The organism is Burkholderia sp. BCC0397 (assembly GCF_902832865.1).
Classification (GTDB): domain Bacteria; phylum Pseudomonadota; class Gammaproteobacteria; order Burkholderiales; family Burkholderiaceae; genus Burkholderia.
The window spans coordinates 279,685-301,030 of the sequence record NZ_CADFDL010000002.1; the positions used below are offsets into that span (position 1 = coordinate 279,685).

At 65.6% G+C, this 21,346-nt stretch carries 26 protein-coding genes and 1 pseudogene; 12 read left to right on the forward strand and 15 right to left on the reverse strand.

What is annotated here, in order from left to right; translation table 11 throughout:
• Positions 1–2 precede the first annotated feature (2 nt).
• From HWX03_RS06340 to HWX03_RS06350, 3 genes are read left to right on the forward strand one after another with little or no spacing between them, the layout of a single operon-like run.
• On the forward strand, positions 3–545 hold the full coding sequence (locus tag HWX03_RS06340) for a permease (protein WP_175870706.1): 543 nt from the start codon (positions 3–5) through the stop codon (positions 543–545).
• Positions 546–547: 2 nt separating this feature from the next.
• Entirely contained in the window at positions 548–1,966 is a 1,419-nt protein-coding gene (locus HWX03_RS06345; RefSeq protein WP_175870707.1) for an FAD-binding oxidoreductase, read from the forward strand.
• Positions 1,967–1,998: 32 nt separating this feature from the next.
• Positions 1,999–2,256 (forward strand): hypothetical protein, encoded by a 258-nt coding sequence (locus HWX03_RS06350; protein WP_175870708.1) that lies wholly within the window; start codon positions 1,999–2,001, stop codon positions 2,254–2,256.
• 75 nt (positions 2,257–2,331) lie between these two features.
• Here HWX03_RS06350 and HWX03_RS06355 read toward each other — a convergent pair.
• The 4 genes and pseudogenes from HWX03_RS06355 to HWX03_RS06370 form a co-directional block, all read right to left on the reverse strand.
• Positions 2,332–2,460: pseudogene (locus tag HWX03_RS06355) on the reverse strand (lactonase family protein); the annotation flags it as partial.
• A 61-nt stretch (positions 2,461–2,521) separates the two neighbouring features.
• The gene (locus HWX03_RS06360; protein ID WP_175870709.1) at positions 2,522–3,874 is read right to left on the reverse strand and encodes a TRAP transporter large permease; all 1,353 of its coding nucleotides are present in this window, start codon (positions 3,872–3,874) and stop codon (positions 2,522–2,524) included.
• 4 nt (positions 3,875–3,878) lie between these two features.
• A complete protein-coding gene (locus HWX03_RS06365) occupies positions 3,879–4,451 on the reverse strand; it encodes a TRAP transporter small permease (protein WP_174429168.1) in 573 nt (190 codons plus the stop codon).
• The gene (locus HWX03_RS06370; RefSeq protein ID WP_027805969.1) at positions 4,448–5,434 is read right to left on the reverse strand and encodes a TRAP transporter substrate-binding protein; all 987 of its coding nucleotides are present in this window, start codon (positions 5,432–5,434) and stop codon (positions 4,448–4,450) included. Before HWX03_RS06370 ends, HWX03_RS06365 begins: the two co-directional genes overlap by 4 nt.
• A gap of 566 nt (positions 5,435–6,000) precedes the next feature.
• On the opposite strand from HWX03_RS06370, the gene HWX03_RS06375 reads away from it, so the two are divergent.
• Entirely contained in the window at positions 6,001–6,195 is a 195-nt protein-coding gene (locus HWX03_RS06375; protein WP_174429166.1) for a hypothetical protein, read from the forward strand.
• Between the two features lie 35 nt (positions 6,196–6,230).
• Here HWX03_RS06375 and HWX03_RS06380 read toward each other — a convergent pair whose 3' ends face one another.
• The 4 genes from HWX03_RS06380 to HWX03_RS06395 all read right to left on the reverse strand — a co-directional run bounded on the left by HWX03_RS06380 (position 6,231) and on the right by HWX03_RS06395 (position 8,409).
• Complete coding sequence (locus tag HWX03_RS06380) at positions 6,231–7,316, reverse strand: helix-turn-helix transcriptional regulator (RefSeq protein WP_244132591.1); 1,086 nt, start codon at positions 7,314–7,316, stop codon at positions 6,231–6,233.
• A gap of 74 nt (positions 7,317–7,390) precedes the next feature.
• The gene (locus HWX03_RS06385) at positions 7,391–7,576 is read right to left on the reverse strand and encodes a hypothetical protein (protein WP_175870711.1); all 186 of its coding nucleotides are present in this window, start codon (positions 7,574–7,576) and stop codon (positions 7,391–7,393) included.
• 25 nt (positions 7,577–7,601) lie between these two features.
• Positions 7,602–7,853 carry a hypothetical protein gene (locus tag HWX03_RS06390; protein WP_174386306.1) on the reverse strand — a complete coding sequence of 84 codons (252 nt, stop codon included), beginning with the start codon at positions 7,851–7,853 and terminating at the stop codon, positions 7,602–7,604.
• A 361-nt stretch (positions 7,854–8,214) separates the two neighbouring features.
• Positions 8,215–8,409, reverse strand: coding sequence for a hypothetical protein (locus HWX03_RS06395; protein ID WP_175870712.1), 195 nt, complete (start codon positions 8,407–8,409; stop codon positions 8,215–8,217).
• 257 nt (positions 8,410–8,666) lie between these two features.
• Between HWX03_RS06395 and HWX03_RS06400 the strand changes: the two genes are divergently transcribed.
• Entirely contained in the window at positions 8,667–9,725 is a 1,059-nt protein-coding gene (locus tag HWX03_RS06400) for an NAD-dependent epimerase/dehydratase family protein (protein ID WP_175870713.1), read from the forward strand.
• Positions 9,726–9,762: 37 nt separating this feature from the next.
• Positions 9,763–10,065, forward strand: a complete 303-nt coding sequence (locus HWX03_RS06405; RefSeq protein ID WP_244132593.1) for a helix-turn-helix transcriptional regulator — start codon at positions 9,763–9,765, stop codon at positions 10,063–10,065.
• 42 nt (positions 10,066–10,107) lie between these two features.
• Here HWX03_RS06405 and HWX03_RS06410 read toward each other — a convergent pair whose 3' ends face one another.
• On the reverse strand, positions 10,108–10,596 hold the full coding sequence (locus HWX03_RS06410) for a RidA family protein (RefSeq protein WP_175820917.1): 489 nt from the start codon (positions 10,594–10,596) through the stop codon (positions 10,108–10,110).
• Positions 10,597–10,823: 227 nt separating this feature from the next.
• Between HWX03_RS06410 and HWX03_RS06415 the strand changes: the two genes are divergently transcribed.
• Positions 10,824–11,123: an H-NS histone family protein gene (locus HWX03_RS06415; protein ID WP_174429160.1), complete on the forward strand. Its 300-nt coding sequence runs from the start codon at positions 10,824–10,826 to the stop codon at positions 11,121–11,123.
• A 171-nt stretch (positions 11,124–11,294) separates the two neighbouring features.
• On the opposite strand, the gene HWX03_RS06420 is transcribed toward HWX03_RS06415, so the two are convergent.
• Positions 11,295–11,627 carry a cupin domain-containing protein gene (locus HWX03_RS06420; protein WP_175871132.1) on the reverse strand — a complete coding sequence of 111 codons (333 nt, stop codon included), beginning with the start codon at positions 11,625–11,627 and terminating at the stop codon, positions 11,295–11,297.
• Positions 11,628–12,174: 547 nt separating this feature from the next.
• Complete coding sequence (locus HWX03_RS06425) at positions 12,175–13,098, reverse strand: LysR family transcriptional regulator (RefSeq protein ID WP_175870714.1); 924 nt, start codon at positions 13,096–13,098, stop codon at positions 12,175–12,177.
• 67 nt (positions 13,099–13,165) lie between these two features.
• On the opposite strand from HWX03_RS06425, the gene HWX03_RS06430 reads away from it, so the two are divergent.
• Positions 13,166–13,783 (forward strand): LysE family transporter, encoded by a 618-nt coding sequence (locus HWX03_RS06430; protein ID WP_175820915.1) that lies wholly within the window; start codon positions 13,166–13,168, stop codon positions 13,781–13,783.
• A 64-nt stretch (positions 13,784–13,847) separates the two neighbouring features.
• On the opposite strand, the gene HWX03_RS06435 is transcribed toward HWX03_RS06430, so the two are convergent.
• Positions 13,848–14,480, reverse strand: coding sequence for an NAD(P)H-dependent oxidoreductase (locus HWX03_RS06435; protein WP_175870715.1), 633 nt, complete (start codon positions 14,478–14,480; stop codon positions 13,848–13,850).
• 132 nt (positions 14,481–14,612) lie between these two features.
• Between HWX03_RS06435 and HWX03_RS06440 the strand changes: the two genes are divergently transcribed.
• Positions 14,613–15,491: a LysR substrate-binding domain-containing protein gene (locus HWX03_RS06440; RefSeq protein ID WP_175870716.1), complete on the forward strand. Its 879-nt coding sequence runs from the start codon at positions 14,613–14,615 to the stop codon at positions 15,489–15,491.
• 54 nt (positions 15,492–15,545) lie between these two features.
• On the opposite strand, the gene HWX03_RS06445 is transcribed toward HWX03_RS06440, so the two are convergent.
• A complete protein-coding gene (locus HWX03_RS06445; protein ID WP_175870717.1) occupies positions 15,546–16,796 on the reverse strand; it encodes a saccharopine dehydrogenase NADP-binding domain-containing protein in 1,251 nt (416 codons plus the stop codon).
• A 43-nt stretch (positions 16,797–16,839) separates the two neighbouring features.
• Complete coding sequence (locus tag HWX03_RS06450; protein WP_175870718.1) at positions 16,840–17,751, reverse strand: acetoacetate decarboxylase family protein; 912 nt, start codon at positions 17,749–17,751, stop codon at positions 16,840–16,842.
• Positions 17,752–17,768: 17 nt separating this feature from the next.
• On the opposite strand from HWX03_RS06450, the gene HWX03_RS06455 reads away from it, so the two are divergent.
• Complete coding sequence (locus HWX03_RS06455) at positions 17,769–18,821, forward strand: RNA-guided endonuclease TnpB family protein (RefSeq protein WP_175870719.1); 1,053 nt, start codon at positions 17,769–17,771, stop codon at positions 18,819–18,821.
• Between the two features lie 293 nt (positions 18,822–19,114).
• Here HWX03_RS06455 and HWX03_RS06460 read toward each other — a convergent pair whose 3' ends face one another.
• Positions 19,115–19,777, reverse strand: coding sequence for a glutathione S-transferase family protein (locus HWX03_RS06460; protein ID WP_175871133.1), 663 nt, complete (start codon positions 19,775–19,777; stop codon positions 19,115–19,117).
• A 99-nt stretch (positions 19,778–19,876) separates the two neighbouring features.
• On the opposite strand from HWX03_RS06460, the gene HWX03_RS06465 reads away from it, so the two are divergent.
• Positions 19,877–20,857: a YafY family protein gene (locus HWX03_RS06465; RefSeq protein ID WP_175870720.1), complete on the forward strand. Its 981-nt coding sequence runs from the start codon at positions 19,877–19,879 to the stop codon at positions 20,855–20,857.
• A gap of 72 nt (positions 20,858–20,929) precedes the next feature.
• Positions 20,930–21,337, forward strand: a complete 408-nt coding sequence (locus HWX03_RS06470; protein WP_175870721.1) for a DUF3224 domain-containing protein — start codon at positions 20,930–20,932, stop codon at positions 21,335–21,337.
• Positions 21,338–21,346: the final 9 nt, after the last annotated feature.

Sequence of the window (21,346 nt, forward strand, 5' to 3'; positions counted from 1 at the left end):
CGATGAAAGCGAGCAATCCCATAACCGACTACCTGCTGCACGCGAGCAACTTCCTGCCGGCGATCGTGTTCCTGTTCTACGGCCGGCTCGGCCCCGAGCAGCCGGACCTGCGCTGGACCCACGCGTTCCTGATCGGCGGCGTGCTCGCGCTCGTGCACGGCGCGTGGCTGATCCGCCGCGCGGAGCGCAACAGCATCGCGATCGGCGTCGACCTGTTCCTCGTGATCGGCGCGGTGCTCGCGCTCGTCTCGCCGACAGGTAGCCGTCTGTGGGGCGAGGAACTCGGGCCGGCCGCGATGCTCGTCTGCGTGCTGGTGGTCGGCATCGTGCATACCGCGTGGTCGGACGGCGGCTTCGTCGACGGCGCGTTCGTCGATCACGCGCGGGCGCGTTCGCTGTCGCTCGTGCTGCTCGCCGTCACCGTCGTCGCGCTCGCGGTGTCGATCGCGATGCGTCACAGCCCGCTGTGGGGCGGCGTCGTGCCGCTGATCGCGCTGGTCGTCGTGCGCGGCCGGCTGCGCAAGCAGCTCGCGCGGGCCAGCTGACGATGAACGCGCTGCCCGCACACGCAGCACACGCCGCGCAACGGCACGCGCTCGCCGCGGCGCTCGGCGACGGCTGGCTCGACGGCGCGGCATGCGAGCCGTATGCGACCGACGTCGCGCGGTACGGCGGCGTGCCGCTCGGCGTCGCGCGGCCGGCATCGACCGCCGACGTGCGCACGCTCGTTCGCGTCGCCGTCGCGCACCGGATCACGCTCGTCGCCCAGGGCGCGCGCACCGGGCTCGTCGGCGCGGCCGTGCCCGATCGCAGCGGCACGCAATGCGTGGTGTCGTTCGAGCGGATGCGCGCCGTTCGCGCGTTCGATCCGGCCAATCGCAGCATCACGGCCGAGGCCGGCGTGCGGCTGTCCGACCTCAATCGCGTGGCGGGCGAAGCCGGGCTCTGCGTGCCGATCGATCTCGGCAGCGATCCGGCGGCCGGCGGCCTCGTCGGTGCGAACGCGGGCGGCAGCCGCCTGATCAAGTACGGCGACGTGCGCCGCCACGTGCTCGGCGTCGAAGTCGTGCTGGCGGACGAAGCCGGCACCGTGATCGACGCGCTCGCGCCGCTGCGCAAGCGCAACGCGGGCTTCGACGTCACGCAATGCTTCATCGGCGCGAATGGCGCGAACGGGCTCGTGACGGCCGTGTCGTTCGCGCTCGCGCCGCTCGAACGGTCGTCGTGCGCGGCGTTCGTCGCGTTCGCGTCGTACGACGCGGCACTCGCCGGCCTGCTCGCGTTCGAGCGCGCATTCGGCGAGATGCTGTCGGCGTTCGAATTCATGTCGGCGGCGGCGGTCGGTTGCGTCGCTGCCGCGTTTCCGGCGTTGCGGGTGCCGTTCGAGGCCGACGCTGCCGCATGCTACGCGCTCGTCGAGATCGCCACCGGCATGCCGGGGCTCGATGCGCTGCTCGAGGAACGCGCCGTCGCGACGCTCGACGCGCTCGCGAACGAACACGGGGTGCTCGACGCGGCGTGCGCGCCGGCCGAACGGTTCTGGCGGATTCGCGATGCGCTGCCGGCCGCGGTCGCGCAGGACGGCATGCCGCTGTCGTTCGACGTGTCGTTCCCGCGCGGCGCGCTGGCCGGCTTCGTCGCCGACGCCGAGCATTGGCTCGCTGCCGCGCATCCGTCGCTGCGCTGCTATGCGTTCGGCCATTTCGGCGACGGCGGCTGCCATCTCGTCGTGTCGATTCCGCCTACCGAGGCGCAACGCTACGGGCCGTTGCAGCAGATGGCGCTGCGCGGCGCGCTGTACGACCGCGTCGTGCAAGCAGGCGGCTGCTTCAGCGCGGAGCATGGCGTCGGGCCGGTCAATATCGCGTACTACCGCAAGCACGTGCCGGCCGCGCAACGGCAGGTCGCCGCGGCCGTGCAGCACGCGATCGATCCGCTCGGCCTGATCGGACGGGTTCGCTACTGACGCGCCGATTCGCGGCGCCACGGAGATTTCGCATGATGTTTCGACACCCGCCCGGCCCGGACGCCATGGCCGAACCGGACCCCGACGATCGTTCGTTTTCCGGCATCCCGGGCACGTTGCCCGACTCGGGCGTCGTGGTGAACGTGCGCGGCGTCGCATACGTGATCCAGCTGCCGCCGCGCGACCATGCGCGCCCGGCGCTGTGGCGCGCGCTGGCGCACTGGCGCGACGAACGGTCGGGCGATGATGCATCGCACGACGACGCCGAGTCGGACGCGCCGCGGAGTTAGGTGAGCGTTCGCGTCGCTCGTGCGGCTGCGACGAGCGGCCCGCGATCGATGCCGGCCTTCGCGCCGCACACCGAATCAGTTCGTCCCGTCGTACGTGACGATCTCGACCCAGTTCGCGCCCTTGCCGACCGGATACTTGCCGATTGCGTCGAGATGCCCGGTATTGCGATCGATCCGGTACACGGCCAGCGTCGGCGACACGCGGATGCGAGCGCGGCGCCGGACCACCTTGGTCGTCCGGCGCCGCGACGGGCGAAGCGTGCGATCAGAACACCGCGTGCCCGCTGATCAGGCTCGGCAGCCACGTCGAGAAGAACGGCAGGTACGTGACGATGTTGATCGCGCTGAAGATCGCCAGGTAGTACGGCCACGCCATCTTCGTGGTCTCGCCGATCGACACGTTGCCGATCGCACAGCCGACGAACTGCACCGACCCGATCGGCGGGTGCACGAGGCCGAGCGAGCAGTTCAGCAGCAGCATGATCCCGAACTGCACCGGCCCGACGCCGCACGCCATCGCGATCGGCAGGAACAGCGGCGTCGTGATCAGGATGTGCGCGGCCATGTCGACGAACGTGCCGAGGAACACCTGGATGATGTTGATGTACAGCAGCATCAGCCACGGCGCGGCGGTCGACTGCTTCAGCAGCCCTTCGATCGCATCCGGAATCTCCAGGTACGACATCTGGAAGCGCAGCATGTTGGACACGGCGATCAGCAGCAGCACGACGCCCGTCGTGCGCGCCGCATGCGACAGCGCGCGGCGCAGCTTCTCGGCCGTCAGCGTGCGGTAGACCACCGCGGTCAGCACGAGCGAGTAGACGACGGCGATCGCGGCCGCTTCGGTCGCGGTGGCAATGCCCTTCGCGACACACACGAGGATGATCGCGATCACCATCAGCCCGGGCACCGCGCCGACGAAGCTGCGCAGCACCGCATACCAGCCGGGGAACCGCGGCAGCGCGGACGAGCCGTCCTCGCGGCGCGGATAGCCGTGACGCACGGCCTGCCAGTACGCGGCGGCGAGCACGAAGCCCATCACCCACAACACCGGCAAGAGGCCCGAGAACAGCAGGTCGCCGATCGACACGCCGCTCACCGGCTGGCCGTGCAGCATCCCGGTGATGCCCTGCGCGGCGAACGCGTAGATGATCATGTTGGTCGACGTCGGCATCAGCGCGCCGGCGAGCGATGCATGCGTGGTCACGTTGACCGCGTAAGCCGCGCTGTAGCCTTCGCGCTTCATCAGCGGAATCACCACGCCGCCCATCGCCGACGTATCGGCGGTCGGCGAGCCCGACACGCCGCCGAACAGCGTGCACGCGACGACGTTCGCCATCCCGAGGCCGCCGCGGAAGTGGCCGACGGTCGCCTGCGCGAAGCGCAGGATCCGGTCCGCGATGCCGCCATGCAGCATCAGCTCGCCGGAGAAGATGAAGAACGGCACCGCGAGGAACGAGAACGCGTTCATCCCCGAGATCATTGCCTGCATCGCGGTCGCGATCGGCAGGCCTTCGACCAGGTAGGTCAGCACGCACGAAATGCCGAGCGCGAACGACACGGGCACGCCGAGGACGAGAAAGATCAGAAAACTGACGGACAGGATCGCGAGTTCCATGGCGTTATTGTCCCGACGAAGAACGACGAAGCGCGAGCAGGTGCTCGAGCGAGAAGAAGATGATCGCAACCGCCGCGGGCATCGTGATCAGGTAGCGCACGCCTTCGGGCAGCCCGATGATCGGGATGCGGTCGCCCATCGTTTCGGCGGCCATGCTGCCGCAGCCGATCATGATCATGATCGCGAACGCGATCAGGCTCAGGTGCTGGATCGCGATGACCACCGTGCGCGCCTTCGGCGACAGCCGGCGCACGAGCGAATCGAGGCCGATATGGCCGCCGTCGCGCACCTTCATCGCCGCGCCGAACATCGCGATCACGATCACGAGCAACAGCGCGATCGGCTCGACGAAATCCGGCGCGTTCTCGAACACGTAGCGCATCACGACCGCGTAGAACACCAGCACCGTGAGCACCGCGAGGCACGTCGACGCGATCACGGCCAGCACGCGGAACAGCACGTCGTTCACGCAGCGCAACAGCGGCGCGGCATGCGGCCGCACCGGCGCCGCGCCGTCCGGGGCGGCGGCCGGCGAGCCCGCGGCCGCCGCGCTGTTCAGGGAAGTGCGACGCGTCACTTGGTGGCCTCGATCTCGTCGACGATCTGCTTCATCTGCGGCGTCTTTTCATACTTAGTCCACAGCGGCTGCATCGCCTTCACGAACGCCGCGCGGTCGATCTGCGCGGCCGGCAGGATCTTCGCGCCGCCCTTCGTCACCAGCTGCTGCGCGGACGCCTCGCGCGCGGTCCACAGCTTCTGGTAGTACGGCACCGAATCGGCCGCCGCCTTCCTGATCGCCGCCTGCTCCTGCGGCGACAGCGTGTCCCAGATCTTCTTCGAGAACACCAGCACTTCCGGCGTCATCGCGTGCTGCGTCTCCGAGTAATCCGGCGCGACTTCGTAATGCTTGGTTTCCTCGTACGACGGCAGGTTGTTTTCCGCCGCATCGACGAGCCCCGTCTTCAGGCCCGTGTACACCTCGGCGAACGGCATCGGCGTCGGCGTGCCGCCCATCGCCCGGATCTCGTCGACCATCAGGTCGGACGGTTGCACGCGCACCTTCAGCCCCTTCATGTCCGCCGGCGAGCGCACCGGGCGCTTCGCGTAGATCGAGCGCGCGCCGCTCTCGTAGAACGTCAGCGCGATCATCCCCTTCGCGGTGAACGCATCGAGGATCTTCTGGCCGGCCGGGCCATACATCGCCTTGCGGAAATGGTCGACGTCGCGGAACAGGAACGGGAACGACGGGATCAGCGACTCCGGCACGATCTCGTTGAACGACGCACCGTTCACGCGCGCCATGTCGATCGCGCCGATCCGCACCTGGTCGACCGTGTCCTTCTCGGAGCCGAGCGCGCTGTTGCCGAACACCTTGATCGAATCCTTGCCGCCCGTCTGCTTCGACAGCGCGTCGCCCATGAACTTCACGGCCATGTTGGTCGGGAAGTTGTCGCCGTGCACGTCCGCCGAGCGGAACACGCGCGCCTGCGCGGACATCGCGAAACCGGCCATCAGTGCGACGGCCAGGGCGGTACGGGAGCCGGTGAATCGGTGCTTCATGGTGAGTCTCCTTGATGGTCGATCGTTGTTGTGCGGCGATCCGTCGGCCCGCGCGTGCTTCGTCGATACGCTTCCTCGAACCGCCGAGTCATACGTCGTATGACGTGTTGGGCGAATGTACGTCGGTTAACCGTTTAACTCACTTGGTGCATACCCCTATAACCACCACCATCAAGGGTTTTTGGCGAGATTTCGGGAACCGCATTCTCTGTTTACGCACTTTTCCACGAAACGTTTTCCGGAAACGGGTCAGTAGGCGAATCGGACGCTGATGGGGTGGTTTCCCGGCATCCGACGGGCTTCTTTCGCTTCGTTTGACGTCGTTATAGGATGACTGATCACAAAATTGGCGCGTAGCCGCGATGCCACATGCGATCGATCCGGCCGGTGTGCTCGACTGCAGCAAGGCGTTCGTCGATTTCCCGGGCATCGACCGGTCAAACCCGTTCGGGTCGACGTGGACGCCGGCGCTGTAACACGCGGCCGAACGGTCGCCGTCGCGCGTGCCGCCCGGCAGGCACGCGCGATGCTCGCCGCGACAGTGTGCAATGCGAAAGGAGCCTGTGATGTCGACCACGAAGCCATCAGCGACCCCCGACCCGGCTACCCCGCCGAATGCCGGCGACGAAGGCCCGGCGGATGCGCCGGGCATTGGCGAGGACACGTGCCGCGTCTGCCGCGGCACCGGCAGGGTCGAGGGCCAGCCCTGCATCGTCTGCGGCGGGACCGGCAAGATACTGCAGGGAATCGGCGGCGGATAGGTAAAAACGCCGATGCACCGGCGCGCGTCGATCGCTCAGGTCTGCATGACCAGCGACGTCAGTTGGGCTGCGCGCGCCACGTCCGTTTTCGTGTAGATCGACTTGATCTGCGCGCGGACCGTGCCGATCGACACGCCGCGCAGTGCCGCGCATTCCTGCGGCGAGTGCCCGTCGCAGCACAGCAGCACGGCGAGATCGGCTTCGGCCGACGACAACCCGTAGAACACCCGCAAGCGCTGCGCGCGCGCCGACGGCGAACGCAGGTCGGCGGCCGTCATCAGTGCCGCGACGCCGGGCCGTTCGCGCGCGAGGCGTGACGGTTCGGGAACGGGAATCAGCGCAAGCGGCAGCGGCTCGCCGGTCGCCCGACGCAGCAATAGCCCGCCGCGTGCGAATGCATGCCGCCATTGCGCGTCGTCGACGCAGCCTTCCGGCGCGAAACGCCCGTTCACGATCCGCAGCGCCGGTTCAGCGGCGATCAGCTGATCGGCCGCGCGGTTCGTATAGCGCAGTTCGCGCCGCGCGCCGAGCAGGAACACCGGCACCGGCACCGCATCGAGCGCCGATTCCGCGGCGGCCACGCGCGCTTCGAGCTCGCCGATGCGCGCGTGGATGCGCAGCGCGCGGCTGATGTGCGCGCCCATGATTTCGATGGTGCGGCGCTGCTCGTCGGACAGCCCTTGCGATTCGGGGCCGCTCTGTACGCTGAGGAAAGCGCCGGCGCCCTCGCCGCGATGGATGTACAGGCCCGAGATGCCGCCGAGCCCGAACGGCTGCATGAATTCCTGATAGAACACGCCATGTGTGCGCTGCCGCACCGACAGGTGCTTGACGTCCTCGAACCAGCGCCCTGCCGGCCAGTCGGCGGCAACCGGCACGACCGGGTCGTACAGGTAGAACTCGGTGTTGTAGGTGTGGTGGCACGCGGCAACCCATGACGGATCGTCACCGGCCGCCTGCTCGATCGCCGGCAGCCTTGCCGCATCGTCGAACGACAGCAGCGTGGCCATGCGTGTGCCGACCGACAGACGCAGCCCGTCCAGCACCGCTTCCCATCGTTGGTCGCCCAGCGCCGCGGCGTAGACGTCATCGATCCATGCCGACGGAATCAACCCGTTCATTTGCATCTGGCCACCCCGCGCCGTGCGTTTTTGTCGAACGCCGTTCGGGCATCTTACTCAATCGGCCTCATTGTTCAAATTGTCGATGCAGGTTTGATCGAAATACCACGTTCGTTGCCGTTTCTCGTCAGACGTAATGGTCGTTTTCGACATGGCGGCCGCGCAAAATCGGCGTTGATGCAGACGGCGGCCTGCGCGGCCTTGGTCGACGTAATGGCATCCGGATAAAACGACGCAGCCGACGACGCGATGAGACGCATTGCGCTGCCCGGCCCGACGATGCACTTACTTCATCGTCGCGAACCGCACTTCCATCTCGTCGATCTTCGCGAGCACCGCTTCGCTCAGCTTTCTGACGTGACGCGGCACGTCGGGCGTCGACAGCAGTTCCTCGATACGCCCGCGCCAGTATCTCGGATGCCTGACGCGCCCCGCGCCCGACATCGACACATCGTCGACGTCCGTTTCGCTGTCCAGCAGCGCCACCATTCTCTGGATGTGAGAGAGCTCACGTTCCACATAGTCTCGTGCGAGCATATTGATTGAAATTCCCCGAAATACGACATCAGGCCTTCCGTCATCAACGCGCCGTCGTCCGCGGCGCCGACGACGCACCGCACACGTTGCACGTCAGCGTACGCGACAACCGTGTCAATCGACTGTGCGGACGGGCACCGCGATCGACACGGAACGGCAAGCCTGTTCGATTGTTCTGGCTACATCTGGTCCCCGGTGCCGTGTTGACCATCGTAGGCGTACCGCCCGGCGACGGCATCCCCAAAAGTGGGGATGCCGTCCGAGATGGGTCGGCTCATGGCTTCCGGAAATGAAGGGGCGCTGAAACGGCCGGCCGGCAGCGGTGTCCGGTCGGCGCTGCAAAAGGCGACGCTGCCGCGCGCTACCGACGATACGACGGCGGCGCGAGTTCGAGCCGATCGGGGTTCAGGTGCACCCACGCCACCGCGAGCCGACACAGTTGCGCCGGGTCGCCGGATTGCCGCTTGACGTCCTGCACGACGGCCTCCATGTCTGACAAATCGGCCGCCGGCAGCGACGTGCCGGTGCGCACGATTGCCGCGAACGCATCGGCCATCTTCCTGAAATCGGCGTCCAGTTGCAGCCGCCGTTGTGTTCGAGTTCATGCGCGATGCGTCAATGGCCGCCGGCAACCGATGCGCGGCCCGTTCGCCGTAGCCGTATCCCAATCCGTCAGCGATCCCGAGCATCGCCACGCGTGGCCGGTATCGCGCCGCCTGTCGCCCCCTGCATGTCGATTGGCCCGCTTTGCGAGTGAAGTGGCGCGCAAAAGGCGGCATCATGGCGCATCCCCTCTGCAACGGAATCCCCCCCATGAATATCAATACCGACCTCCCCGTCACGGTGACCGGCGCGACCGGCTACGTCGCGGGCTGGCTCGTGCAGCGGCTGCTCGAGGCCGGCCTGACGGTCCATGCGGCCGTCCGCGACCCGGACAGCCCCGACAAGCTGAAGCATCTCGAGCGCATCGCGGCCGGCAAGCCCGGCACGATCCGGTATTTCCGCGCCGACCTGCTCGAGCCCGGGTCGTACGCCGACGCGATGGCGGGTTGCGGGACCGTGTTCCATACCGCGTCGCCATTCACCGTCACCGTTCGCGATCCGCAGAAGGAGCTGGTCGATCCGGCGCTGCTCGGCACGCGCAACGTACTCGAGACGGCCAACCGCACGCCGTCGGTGCGGCGCGTCGTACTGACCAGCAGTTGCGCCGCGATCTACGGCGACAACGCCGATCTCGCCGCGACGCCCAATGGTGTGTTCACCGAAGCAATCTGGAACACCAGTTCGTCGCTGACCCATCAACCCTATTCGTATTCGAAGACGGTCGCCGAGCGCGAAGCATGGCAGATCGCCCGCCAGCAGCAACGCTGGGATCTCGTCACCATCAATCCGTCGCTCGTGATCGGGCCCGGCATCAATCCGTACGCGACGTCGGAAAGCTTCGAGATCGTGCGGCAGATGGGCAACGGCACGATGAAGATCGGTGTGCCGGATCTCGGCATGGGCGCGGTGGATGTTCGCGACGTCGCCGACGCGCATCTGCGTGCGGCGTTTCTGCCGGACGCCAGCGGCCGCTACATCGTGTCGGCGCACGACACGAACCTGCCGGCGATGGCCGCCACGCTGCTGGAACGGTATGGCGCCGACTATCCGATTCCGCGGCGCATCCTGCCGAAGTGGCTGGTGTGGCTGGTCGGCCCGCTCGCGAACAAGAGCGTGACGCGCCGCGTGATCGCGCGCAACGTCGGGCTGCCCTGGCGCGCCGACAACAGCCGCAGCCGCAACGAACTCGGCATCCGCTATCGCCCGCTTGCCGAGTCGATGAACGACTTCTTTCAGCAGCTCGTCGAAACCGGGCAATTGCGGCGTTGAACCGCTTCGCGATTTCGAGGCCGGCATCGTCGAGCGCGTGCGCGCGGCGCTGCTCGAATTGATTCCGGGCGGGCTCGCCACCGCGGACGGCGTCGCGCAAACGCTTGCGATCAGCAAGCGGACGCTACAGCGGCGGCTCGGCGACGAAGGCGCGAACTTCAAAACCCTGCTGGCGGAAGTTCGCGAGAAACTCGCGTGGCATTACCTCGATCGCTCGGACCTGCCCTACAGTCAGATCGCCTTCCTGCTCGGCTACCAGGATCCGAATTCATTCTTCCGCGCATTCAATGAGTGGACCGGGATGACACCCGAAGCCGCCCGCTCGCGCACGGCGCGCTGATCGACGCAAGACGGCCCGTCCTGTCGGCGCGGCCATTCCGGGTCAACCGGCGGCGCCGCTGCGATTCAGCCCGAAAATGAAATCGGCTTCGACCGATGCGCCCTTCGGCAATTGCAGCACGCCGACCGACGAACGCGTATGGACGCCGGCATCGCCGAGCACTGCATACAACACGTCCGACGCGCCGTCGGCCACCTCGCTTTGCATCGTGAAGCCGGGCGCGCTCCGCACGTACACGGTCATGCGCGGCACCGTCGCGATCGCATCGAGCGTGCCGCACTGCTTGCGGATCAGCGACAGCGCGCGCAGCGCGGAAATGCCGGCCGCGCGGCGGCCGTCGTCCAGCGAAACGGATTCGCCCACGATGCCGACGAAATGCACGATTTCCCCGATTCGCGGAACCTGGCCGGCAATGTAGGCTGTGCTTCCGTCGATCAGGACGGGCGTGTACTTTCCGCCGATCCTGATCGTTTCGTCCGGATCGAATCCGAATTCGGCTGCGACCTGTTTCAGCTTGTCATCCCTGTTCATCAGTGAATTCCCCGATCCTTCCGAAAAAATATAAAGAATAATTGAATCTCCGAAGCTTGTCCCGCATGAGAAGATCGGACGCAAACGATCCAGAAAAGCCACTTCTCAGGTGTTCGAAGCAGTCGTGCATTGCCATATCGGCAATAGAATTCGTAGTCGGAGCAATTTTCTTCGTCATTTCCGGTTGAAACCGCTATCATGTATGGACACAACCTGAAGAGTGATATATGGCAACTTACAAGGAACTGAAAGCCCAAATGGATGCTTTGGCCGAGAAAGCCGAAGCAGCGCGCACCGCTGAATTCCAGGCGATCGTCGACGACATCCGCACCAAAGTCGCGGAATACGGCATTACCGAAAAAGACATTTTCGGTACACGCCGCGGTCGGCCGGCCAAACAGGCGGGCGCCCCCGTGCAGGCAAAGTATCGCGATCCGAAGACCGGGGCGACCTGGTCGGGCCGCGGTCGCGCGCCCGCATGGATCAAGGATGCGAAGAATCGCAATCGATTCCTGATCCAGGAATAAGATTCCCGCATGGGCCGGCGCGTGATTCAACACGCTGTCCGGCAATTTGGGCATTGATTGGGGCATCGATACCGGCGGTATTCCAAAGCCGCTCCGGTTGACGAGGTTTTGCCCGATCGGCGTGTCGCGCACGGGTCAATCCACCGATCGTGCCGCACGCCCATCCTTGCTTCAGTGTTCGTAATAGATCGCAAGCCAAACCGTTTGCACTTCGTCATGCGTCCATGCGACACGATGACGGCAATGCGGCTCGATCAGCACGTAATCTCCCGCGCGCATATCGAGCCGCGTCGCATTCTCTTCGAATTCGAGCACGGCCGCGCCGGACAGCAGCACGACCCATTCGGCCCGTGGGTCGTCATACCAGAACCCGTCCGGGCTCGCATGTCCCATCGATACGATTCGCTCGACGTTCACGCGCGGGCCCGTGGCGAGCCTGTCGATTCGCTCGTCGCCGCCGCGCCGCCCTTCGACGTCGAATAAATTACCGGTTTGAAGTTGCATGGCTTCGCCTCGTCGTTGATCTTCGGGTAAAGGATGCGGATTTAAAGGCGACGGCAAATATTCGCTGCAGCCTGACGTCGCCCTGGGTTGCCCTGCCCGTGCATCGTTAAAAACCGTGTCAAAAAGATGAAGAATGACGGCGACTTCACCGGCGCTCATTCGTTGCGGCGATAAAGCACGCCCCGGCATTCTCTTAGTGACGCGCGCACCATCACGCGCCATTTCGGTAAAAGCCGGTCGACATCCTGCCGGGGCTCCGCAGCGTCGGGCCAGGGCCTGTTCACGCTAATTACGGACTTGCGAACGCGCGTCGATCGACGCATTTTCCGTTCGCAGGCTGGCATGAGCAAGCATCAGCAAGTCCAATCATTCTTTATTTCGATTCGAGGTTGCGTTTGGCCCATGAGCGACAATATTGTCCGGGTCGTCGAATCGATGCGAGTGCCGACGAAGTACCGGCCCTCGCGGCGCGAGGGATCGCATTGCGCGTCGCACATCCGGGCACGCGTCTTCGCCGGTCATTTGAAATCCCGCCTGACGGCCCCCGTCAAACCATCCCCCTCAACCACTCCAGCAGCACCGCCTGCGCACTCCCATCCATCACCGGCGCCGGCGTCAACAGGTAGTAATCCGATCCATCCTCGACGAACCCCATCGGCGCGACCAGCACACCGCTTTCGATGTCGTCGCGCACCAGGTGCCACGGCCCGATCGCGACCCCCAGCCCCGCAACAGCCGCCTGCAGACTGAAGTAGAAGTGATCGAACTGCTGCCCGCGCCCGTTCGCGGCCGGCTGATTCGCCGCCGCCGCCCACGCGCTCCATGCGTCCGGCCGGGTCCGCGTATGCAGTCGCGCAGCGTCGGGCTTCAACGTGCGGCCGCCGCGACGCGACGCAAACCACGCACCGACCTTGTCCGGCCGGCAAACCGGCCCCATCCGTTCGGCGAACAGATGCTCGGCGTGATACCCCGCCGGCCATGCGAAATCGTTGCGACGTATCGCCATGTCGATACCGCGGTCGAACGAGAACGGCCCGCCTGCGGCGGCCAGATGGATATCGACGCCCGCATGCCGCGCCTGGAAATCCGGCCAGCGCGGAATCAGCCAGCGCATCAGCAGTGTCGGCTCGCACGACAGGACCGAACGCCGCGCACGGGCAGCCTCGGTGCGCAATGCGTGTGCGGCGTGACGCATCAGACCCAGGCCGTCATGGACGGCCTGGGCGAGTGTGCGGCCCGCATCGGTCAGAAACACGCGACGGCTGCGCCGCTCGAACAGCGCCACGCCCAGATCGTCCTCGAGCAGACGCACCGCGCGGCTGACCGCTCCATGGGTCAGGCACAGCTCGTCGGCCGCGCGACTGAAATGCTCGTGACGCGCCGCCGCCTCGAAACAACGCAGCGCCATCAACGACGGCAGGCTGGCATGAATCGATTGTGATTCAAACTTACCATTCTGGTCAGAAATCATCGTTTTTCCTGATGAAGCACGATCGATACGATTGTGCCATCAACACATCCACCGCAGGAGAAACGTAGTGACCGAACTGATAGTCGTAATCACCATTACGCTGCTGGCCGTCATCAGCCCGGGGCCGGACTTCGCGATGGTCACGCGCAACAGCCTGATGCTGTCGCGCCGTTCCGGCGTACTCACCGCCTGCGGGATCGGGCTCGGCGTCACGGTCCACGTGAGCTACACGCTGCTGGGCGTCGGGCTGCTGATCCGTCAGTCGCTGTGGCTCTTCAACGCCGTCAAGCTGATCGGCGCGATCTACCTGATCTACCTCGGCGCAAAGATGCTCATGACGAAAGCCGGCGGCGTGCAAGCCGACACCCGCGTGGCGCCGCTGTCCGATCTCGCCGCGCTGCGCACGGGATTCCTGACCAATGCGCTGAATCCCAAAACCACGGTGTTCATCGTCAGCCTGTTCATGCAGGCCGTCCGGCCCGACACGCCGTTGATCGTGCAGATCGGCTACGGCGCCTTCATCGCGGCCGCACATGCCGGCTGGTTCAGCCTCGTGGCGCTCTGTTTCTCGGCCACGGCGGTCCGCGATCGCCTGCTGTCGCTGCGGCACTGGATCGATCGCACGTTCGGATGCCTGCTGGTGGGCTTCGGCGTCGCGCTCGCCATCGCACGCGGCGGGCGCTGACACTCGACCTGCGCCGGATGAGGGGCGCCGGATGCTCCGCGCCGGGTGCCCCGCGCCGGCAACGTCAGAACGTCCGTGCGATCGTCCGTGCCTCGTCGATCGCCCGGCTCCGGTCGACCTTCCCGTCCGGGCCGAACAACGTGCGCTCGACGACGATTCCCGTGATGTCCGTCACGCCCACGAACTTGAGCCACGTTTCCATGTAAGGGCGCTGCAGATCGAACTCGGCGGCCGGCGTAAACGACCCCGGCGACTGGTAGGCAAGCCCGCGTGCGTAGACAACCGCCGCCTTTTTTCCGGCCAGCTTGCCGGTAAACCCCGCTGCGTCGAACGTGAACAACACATCCTTCTGCGAGATCACGTCGATCAGGTGCTTAAGTTTGTACGGAATGCTGAAATTCCACAGCGGCACGCCGAACAGGAATTTGTCCGCTTCGTGGAACGGCGCCGCGAGCCGTTCGATCTGCTGCCACGCAGCCGCCTGCTCCGGCGTCAACGCGGTGCCGCTCAGTCCGGCATATTTCGCGGCCAGCGCGGCGCCGTCGAATTCGGGCATCGGCAGATCCCAGATATCGAGCTTCCGAATCTCGTGATCGGGATGGGTATGCCGGTACGCGTCGAGAAACGCATCGCACACCTCGATGGACGCCGAATAGGCCTTGTTGGGTGAGCCTTCGATATAGAGCACGCGTGTCATGCAGCCGGTCCTTGCCAGGAGTGACGACGGCGCGCGGGATGCGCGCTCGCCCACTGTTCTTCGCAGCCTATCGGGGCGACCTATAATCCGGAAACGATATTAATTGATCAAATTAACCCATATTGGTGATGAATGAATCCTCCTCTCGACACGGCCCTCCTTCATACGTTCGTTGCGGTTGCCGACGTGCGCAGCTTCACCGGCGCCGGGCGCCGGCTGAACCTCAGCCAGTCCGCGGTCAGCGCGCAGATCGTTCGCCTCGAAGAACAGGTCGGCCAGGCGCTGCTCGTGCGCAACACGCGCAGCGTCACGCTCACCGGGCACGGCGAGACACTGCTCGGCTACGCGCGCGCGATGCTCAATCTGAGCGAGGAAGCACGGGCCAGGCTGGGAACGGGTGACGCCGTCGACGTCAAGCTGCGGATCGGCGTGTCGGAGGACTTTGCAGGCGGCTGGCTCGCGGACCTGATGCGCCGTCATGGCGCCGCGCGGCGCGGCCTGCGGCTGGATCTCGTCGTCGACATCGGCGACAGCCTGTTTCGACGGCACGCCGACGGCGAATTCGATCTCGTGATCGGCAGCCGGTGCTCGCACTCGGGGCACGGCGCGACGTTGTGGCAAGAGCCGCTCGTCTGGGCGTTCGCGCGCCACGAGCCGCTTCCGGAAGGCGACGTGCCGCTCGCATGTTTCCCCGATCCGTGCCCGTACCGCGGCGCCGCCATCAAGGCGCTCGCGCTGGCCGGCATGCGCTACCGGATCGCGTGCGAAAGCCCGAGCGTGACCGGCATCCGGACCTTCGCACGGGCCGGCATCGCGATCGCGCCGGTGCCGCGCAGCGCGATCGACGACACGCTTCGCGAATTGGGCTTGCCCGAAGGTTTGCCGGAACTGCCGGAGATGGAATTCGTGATGATGCACGACGCGCGGATGCCGGCGGCCGCCGAATTCGCCGCGACGATTCTGGACGAGACGGCTGCCCGCACGGGCGCGGGCAAGCGCGGCCGAGTGTAGCGGTAGCGCACGCGAGCGTATTCGCCCGGCTCGAATCGCCGGCGGGGACTACGTTCAAACCACCTCGAAACGCAACCCCGCATGGCGAACCAGACGCACGATATAGCGTTCGTCGAACATCGTCGCGGGCGTCCAGAAACCGCCGCCGCGCCCGGTCTTCACACCGTCACGACTGCAATCGAGCGCGAGACTGATCGCGGCCTGGCCGAGCATCTTGCCGGTGGAGCCATAGCCGGGGTCGCGATCGCCGGTGACTTTCACACGCAAGGTTCGTCCGTCGTCGGCGCGGCCGAAAAAGCGCAAATCGTAGCGGCCGGCCTGCTGGGCGTCGACGCTCGGCCCCTCGCCGGGCTTCGGCAGCAGGAAACGCTCCATCGCGCCGCGCACCGGCGCGATAAGGACGCCCACCATGAACGCACCGAGGCCCGCCACCATCGTCAGCGCGGTCACGCGCCCCTTCAGGCCCGCGCCCGTCATCACGGCTTCGTCATAGGTAAAGCGGCTGCCGTATGCATTGCCGGCCAGTGCATTGGAGCGGTGCACGACGCGCTCGTTGATCGCCGCCATCACGAACGGCGCGATCCACGCATCGCAGTCGCGATCGAATTCGGCGGATCGAACCGCATGCTGGCGTACCGTGAAACCATGCCGTTGCGGACACAACGAATAAGGATCGAGCAGTTGCCTGCGCAATGCAGGATCGGCCGCCGCTTCGCGCACCACGTTGATCACGCTGGCCACGGTGCCGCCCGACGCGCCGCCCTTCAGCGTTTTCACGCGCATCTTCACGTGAGCGGCCGGCACGCCCCACTGCTGCCGCGCCTGCTGCTGCAGGAAGAACACGCCCATGTCGGACGGCACCGAATCGAAGCCGCAGCAATGCACGATGCGCGCACCCGATTGCCGGGCCACGGGTTCGTACTTGTCGATCATCCGTTTGATCCACTGCGTCTCGCCGGTGAGATCGCAATAGTCGGTACCGGTTTGCGCGCAGACCCTGACCAGCGGCTCGCCGTACAGCGCGTAGGGGCCGACGGTGGACACGACCACCCGCGTTTGCGCGCACAGCGCCCGAAGCTGCGCTTCGTCGGCCGCGTCGGCGACGATGATCGGCACCGACTGCCCAGCCGCGCCGAGCGTATCCCTGACCTGCCTGAGCTTCGCGTCGGACCGGCCCGCGATCGCCCAGCGCAGCGTCTCGCCGGCACCGGCGTCCGACAGATAGTCGGACAGATAGCGGGTCAGGATCTGCCCGACAAAACTGGTGGCGCCGAATACGACGAGATCGTAGGTCGGTTGCGGCATGGACGACTCCTTCGGCGCGCGCACGTCGCACGCATTCGTATCGTTAGCGTGACTTTCCAGGTTCGTCGAAGGCCGTCAACGGCGTCGGCAGATTCAGGACCAGTTGCGCATCCTCGACCACGTCGAGACGCACGATTGTGGACGCACCAAGCCCGTCGAGCAACTGACTCAGCGGCCCACCGTGTCGCACGAGCTCGACGTTGCGCGGCAACAGGCGCTGCGCGAACGACAGCATGTTGGTCTGCACCGACGACTGATGCCATGCGCCGTCGATGCGGTTGACCATCGTCGTCGTGCCCATGTGCGATTGCGACGGCACGCTGGTCAGCGCGGGCAGCGGCACGCTCAGGCTGAGATCGGGCCGGCCGCCGGGGCCGGCGATACACGCGCGCGCCGTGGCGCCGATGTTCACGTCGATATCCGCCAGCCACTTGGGCAGTTGGTAGCCGTGCACGCCGCGCACCCGCGCGATTTCCGCCGTGACCGGCAGCGCCAGCACGTGCGCGAAGAAACTCCGGCGCCGCATCGAGTCGATCAGCTCGAGCGCGTGCGAGCCTTTCGCGCCGGGCCGGCGGATCACCACCGCGACCGATACTTCGTCATACGGATCGTTGTCGCAGACCGCGTACGAAAAGAACGTCAGCGCGACGAGCCCGTATCCGGGCAGCGCCCGCAGCGGTTCGAGCGGAACCGGCAGCATGGTGCGCAGGCGTTCGAGCGGCGCAAGGAACAGCAGCTGAATGCTGCTGGAGCGATAGTAGAAGTTTGGCGCCCACGTCGGGCCGACCCGCGACGCCACCTGACGCTTCGGAATCCGGCGGAAAAAATCGATGTTCCCCGCGGCGGGGTCGCGCGCCACCGCGTCCAGGTCCGGATTCATCAGAATTTGCTCCGAGAAACCTCGCCATTGATGGCGGGAAGGAAAAGCGTGCTGTTGACAGGCAGCTTCTTCCACGGGTTAGCATCACCGGCATGATCCTTGTCTACCGCTACCGCGTGAAGTCGCTCAACGGACTGCTCAACAAGCAGAGCCGTGCGGTGAACTACGTCTGGAACTTCTGCAATGACACGCAGAAGCACGCGCTCAAGTGGAGCAAGAAGTGGCCGACGGGATTCGATCTGAACGTGCTGACAACGGGAAGCAGCAAGGAACTCGGGATCCACTCCGGCACGATCAACGCGACGTGCGAGCAATATGCGAAGTCGCGCAGTCAGCACCGTCGGCCCTACCTGCGCTATCGCGGCAGGAAATCGCTGGGCTGGGTGCCGCTGAAGGGGCGTGACCTGAAGCGCGAGGGCGACGCGTTTCGTTTTGCCGGCAATACGTTTCGCGTGTTCAACAGCCGATCGCTTCCCGAAGGCAAGATCAAGGACGGGACCAACTTTGCGCAGGATGCACGCGGCAACTGGTTTCTCAACATCGTGATCGAGATGCCCGATGTGCAGGCCCGCCCGGTCCTTTCCGGTGTCGGCATCGATCTCGGCCTGAAAGACTTCGCCACACTTTCGACCGGCGAGAAGCTGCCCAATGACCCGTTCGGTCGACGAGCGGCGGAAAAGCTGGCGAAAGCGCAGCGGGCGCGAAAGCACAAGCGGCATATCGCGAAGCTGCACGCCACGGTGGCGAATGCCCGTGCCGATTTTCAACACAAGATCGCGCTCGATCTGGTGCGGCGGTTCGATTACATCGCGGTTGGCAACGTATCTGTCGTCAAACTTGCCAGAACCAGGATGGCGAAGAGCGTCTACGACGCGTCCTGGTCGTCCTTCCGAAACAAGCTCCGCTACAAAGCGATCGCGCACGGAGCCACGTTCGAGGAAGTCGACGAAAGCGGTTCGACCCAGTCCTGTTCGGCGTGCGGATCGAAAGACAGCACGACGCGGCCGAAAGGTATCGCGGGACTGAGAATAAGAGAGTGGGCCTGCAGTGACTGTGGTGCCGAGCATGATCGAGATACCAACGCTGCGTTGAACATTCTCCGATGCGGACGTGCATCGCCAGGTGTGGGAATCCTCCGCCTTTAGGCGGACGAGGACGTCAACCGGAACCGGTCGTAGTACCCGCCCTCGGGCACGTCGACCGTATGCGGCCCGAATTCGACCTGTGTAAAACGCCTGTCCATGTTCGTTGTCTCCCGTCGATCGTCGACCGTGGCAGGCAACACCCGAAGCCTGCCGATTCACTGTCGTCGGCAAGCACTCTAAGCCTCAAGTCAACTTCAAGGTCAAGGCGGCGAGTAGAGGAACATGTCGGACTGCGGTGGCGCGACTTGCCGGCGCGTCGTTACGTCGGCGAATCAGTGGGCCGTCGTGCGCAGTCAATGAAGGTCGCGAAGAAAATCGGGCACCGCTTCCCCGATCGACGCAAGATACGCGGCCATCGCACCGGCCACTTTCCGCACCGCGGGGCGCGCCGTCATTCGCGCGCGCCACGCGAGCAGGTTGGGCGTCTCTTCAGTCATCGGCGCCCCCTTGCGGGCGCCGAACAGCTGCGCCATGTAGAACGCGATGTCGGCGAAGGAATAGGTCCCGGCCAGAAATTCACGATCCGCGAGCACGCGCTCCATGCGCCGGTAGTATCGCGCCGCTTCGGCGCGCGCGGCCCGCGCCGCCGGAACGTCCGGCGTATCTTCAAGCCCCATCAGCCGGACGACATGCGGAAAATAGACTTCGTCGCTGCCATGTTCGAGTTGACGCGCAACCGCGCGTGCCGCCGGATGCGCCGGCCACAATGCGGGTTCCGGCTTCATGTCCTCGAAATACTCGAAAATCTGCGTGGAATCGAAAATCTCCAGCGCGCCGTCGATCAGCACCGGCACCTGGCGCTTCGGGTTGATCCGCAATACGTCCGGATGCGTGGGATCGTAGCCGCGCTGCTGGCTGAACGGCGCCATCGCCAGCTCGAAATCGATGCCCTTCTCGTGCGCCGCAATCTCGACCTTGGCGCCGAACATGCTCAGCGGTCCTGAAATGATTTTCATGATGGATCTTCGCTTCGATGAAACGGATCGGGGATGCGGCAAAGCATAAGCCCGAAAACACGACACCCGATGTCATGTATTTGCGGTAACGTGCCGTGTATGAAAGCGAGCCGCCTGTTGTCGATCATGATGATGCTGCAAGCGCGCGGCCGGATGACCGCGCCCGCGCTGGCCGAAGCACTGGAGGTGTCCGAGCGCACGATCCTGCGCGATATCGACCAGCTCTCGACGGCCGGCGTGCCGATCTGGGGCGATCGCGGCCGCAATGGCGGCTTTCAGTTGCGCGACGGCTGGCGCACCGATCTCACGGGGCTCACCGAGCACGAAGCGCATGCGCTGATGCTCGCGGGCCTGCCCGGGCCGGCGAGCGAACTGGGCCTCGACGGCATGGCGACCTCCGCGCGGCTGAAGATGATCGCGAGCCTGCCGCCGGGCGCGCGCGAACAGGCCGATCGCGTCGCCAGCCGGCTGCATGTCGATACCGTGGATTGGTACCGCGCGCAGGAAATGCCGGAATGTCTGCGCGAAGTCGCCGATGCGGTGTGGGGTGCGTACCGTATCGACGTGAAGTACCAGAGCTGGCGCGGCGTGTCCCGCCGCGCGCTCGAGCCGCTCGGCCTCGTACTCAAGGGCGGCGCCTGGTACCTGGTTGCCAGGGTGGTCGGCAAGGCCGGCGCACTCACCTTCCGAGTGGCGAACATCCTCGAACTCGACGCGACGCATCACCGTTTCAAGCGCCCCGCGCGATTCGATCTCGCCGCGCACTGGCGTGACGCGATGAGCCGATACGAGGCCGATCTCCATCGGCTGACCGCCCATATCGCCGTGTCGCCGCGCGGCGAAACCTGGCTGGCCAACGCGCGGATCAAGACCGCACCGGTATCGCAGGACGCCGGCAGCCCGGAGGTCCCGCCGGGATGGAAAGCGCTGCTGATGCCGATCGAATCGATCGAGCACGGTGCACGCAAGCTATTGGGGTACGGCGCGCACGTGAAGATCCTCGGGCCGCAGGCACTCAAGGATCGATTCATCGACGAGTTGTCGCAGTTGCAAGCGCTTTATCGATCGGGCGACGATTGACGCACCGCGATCGGCCCATCGTCGCCGCGTTGGCTTATAGTGCCGATTTCCCATTCAACGAGGAGCACAGTCATGAAACTGCAGGCACGCGGTCCGTTCGAAGTGAAGCTGAATCCGGAACCCCTGAGTCACGTCGCAGAAAACAGCGGGCTCGGCCGCATGTCGCTGGACAAGCATTTTCACGGCGATCTGGAAGCCGTCAGCCACGGAGAAATGCTCGCGTTTCGCAGCAGCGTTCAGGGTTCGGCCGGCTACGTGGCGATGGAAACCGTCAAAGGCGTGCTCGGCGGACGCAAGGGCAGCTTCGTCCTGCAGCACAGCTCCACCATGACGCGCGGGCAGCCGACGCAGTCGATCACGGTCGTGCCCGATTCCGGAACGGACGAATTGCTCGGGCTGTCCGGCGCGATGCTCATCGACATCGACAACGGCCAGCATGCGTACCGCTTCGAGTACGCGTTGCCGGACGCGCCGCAATAAGCCCGCCCG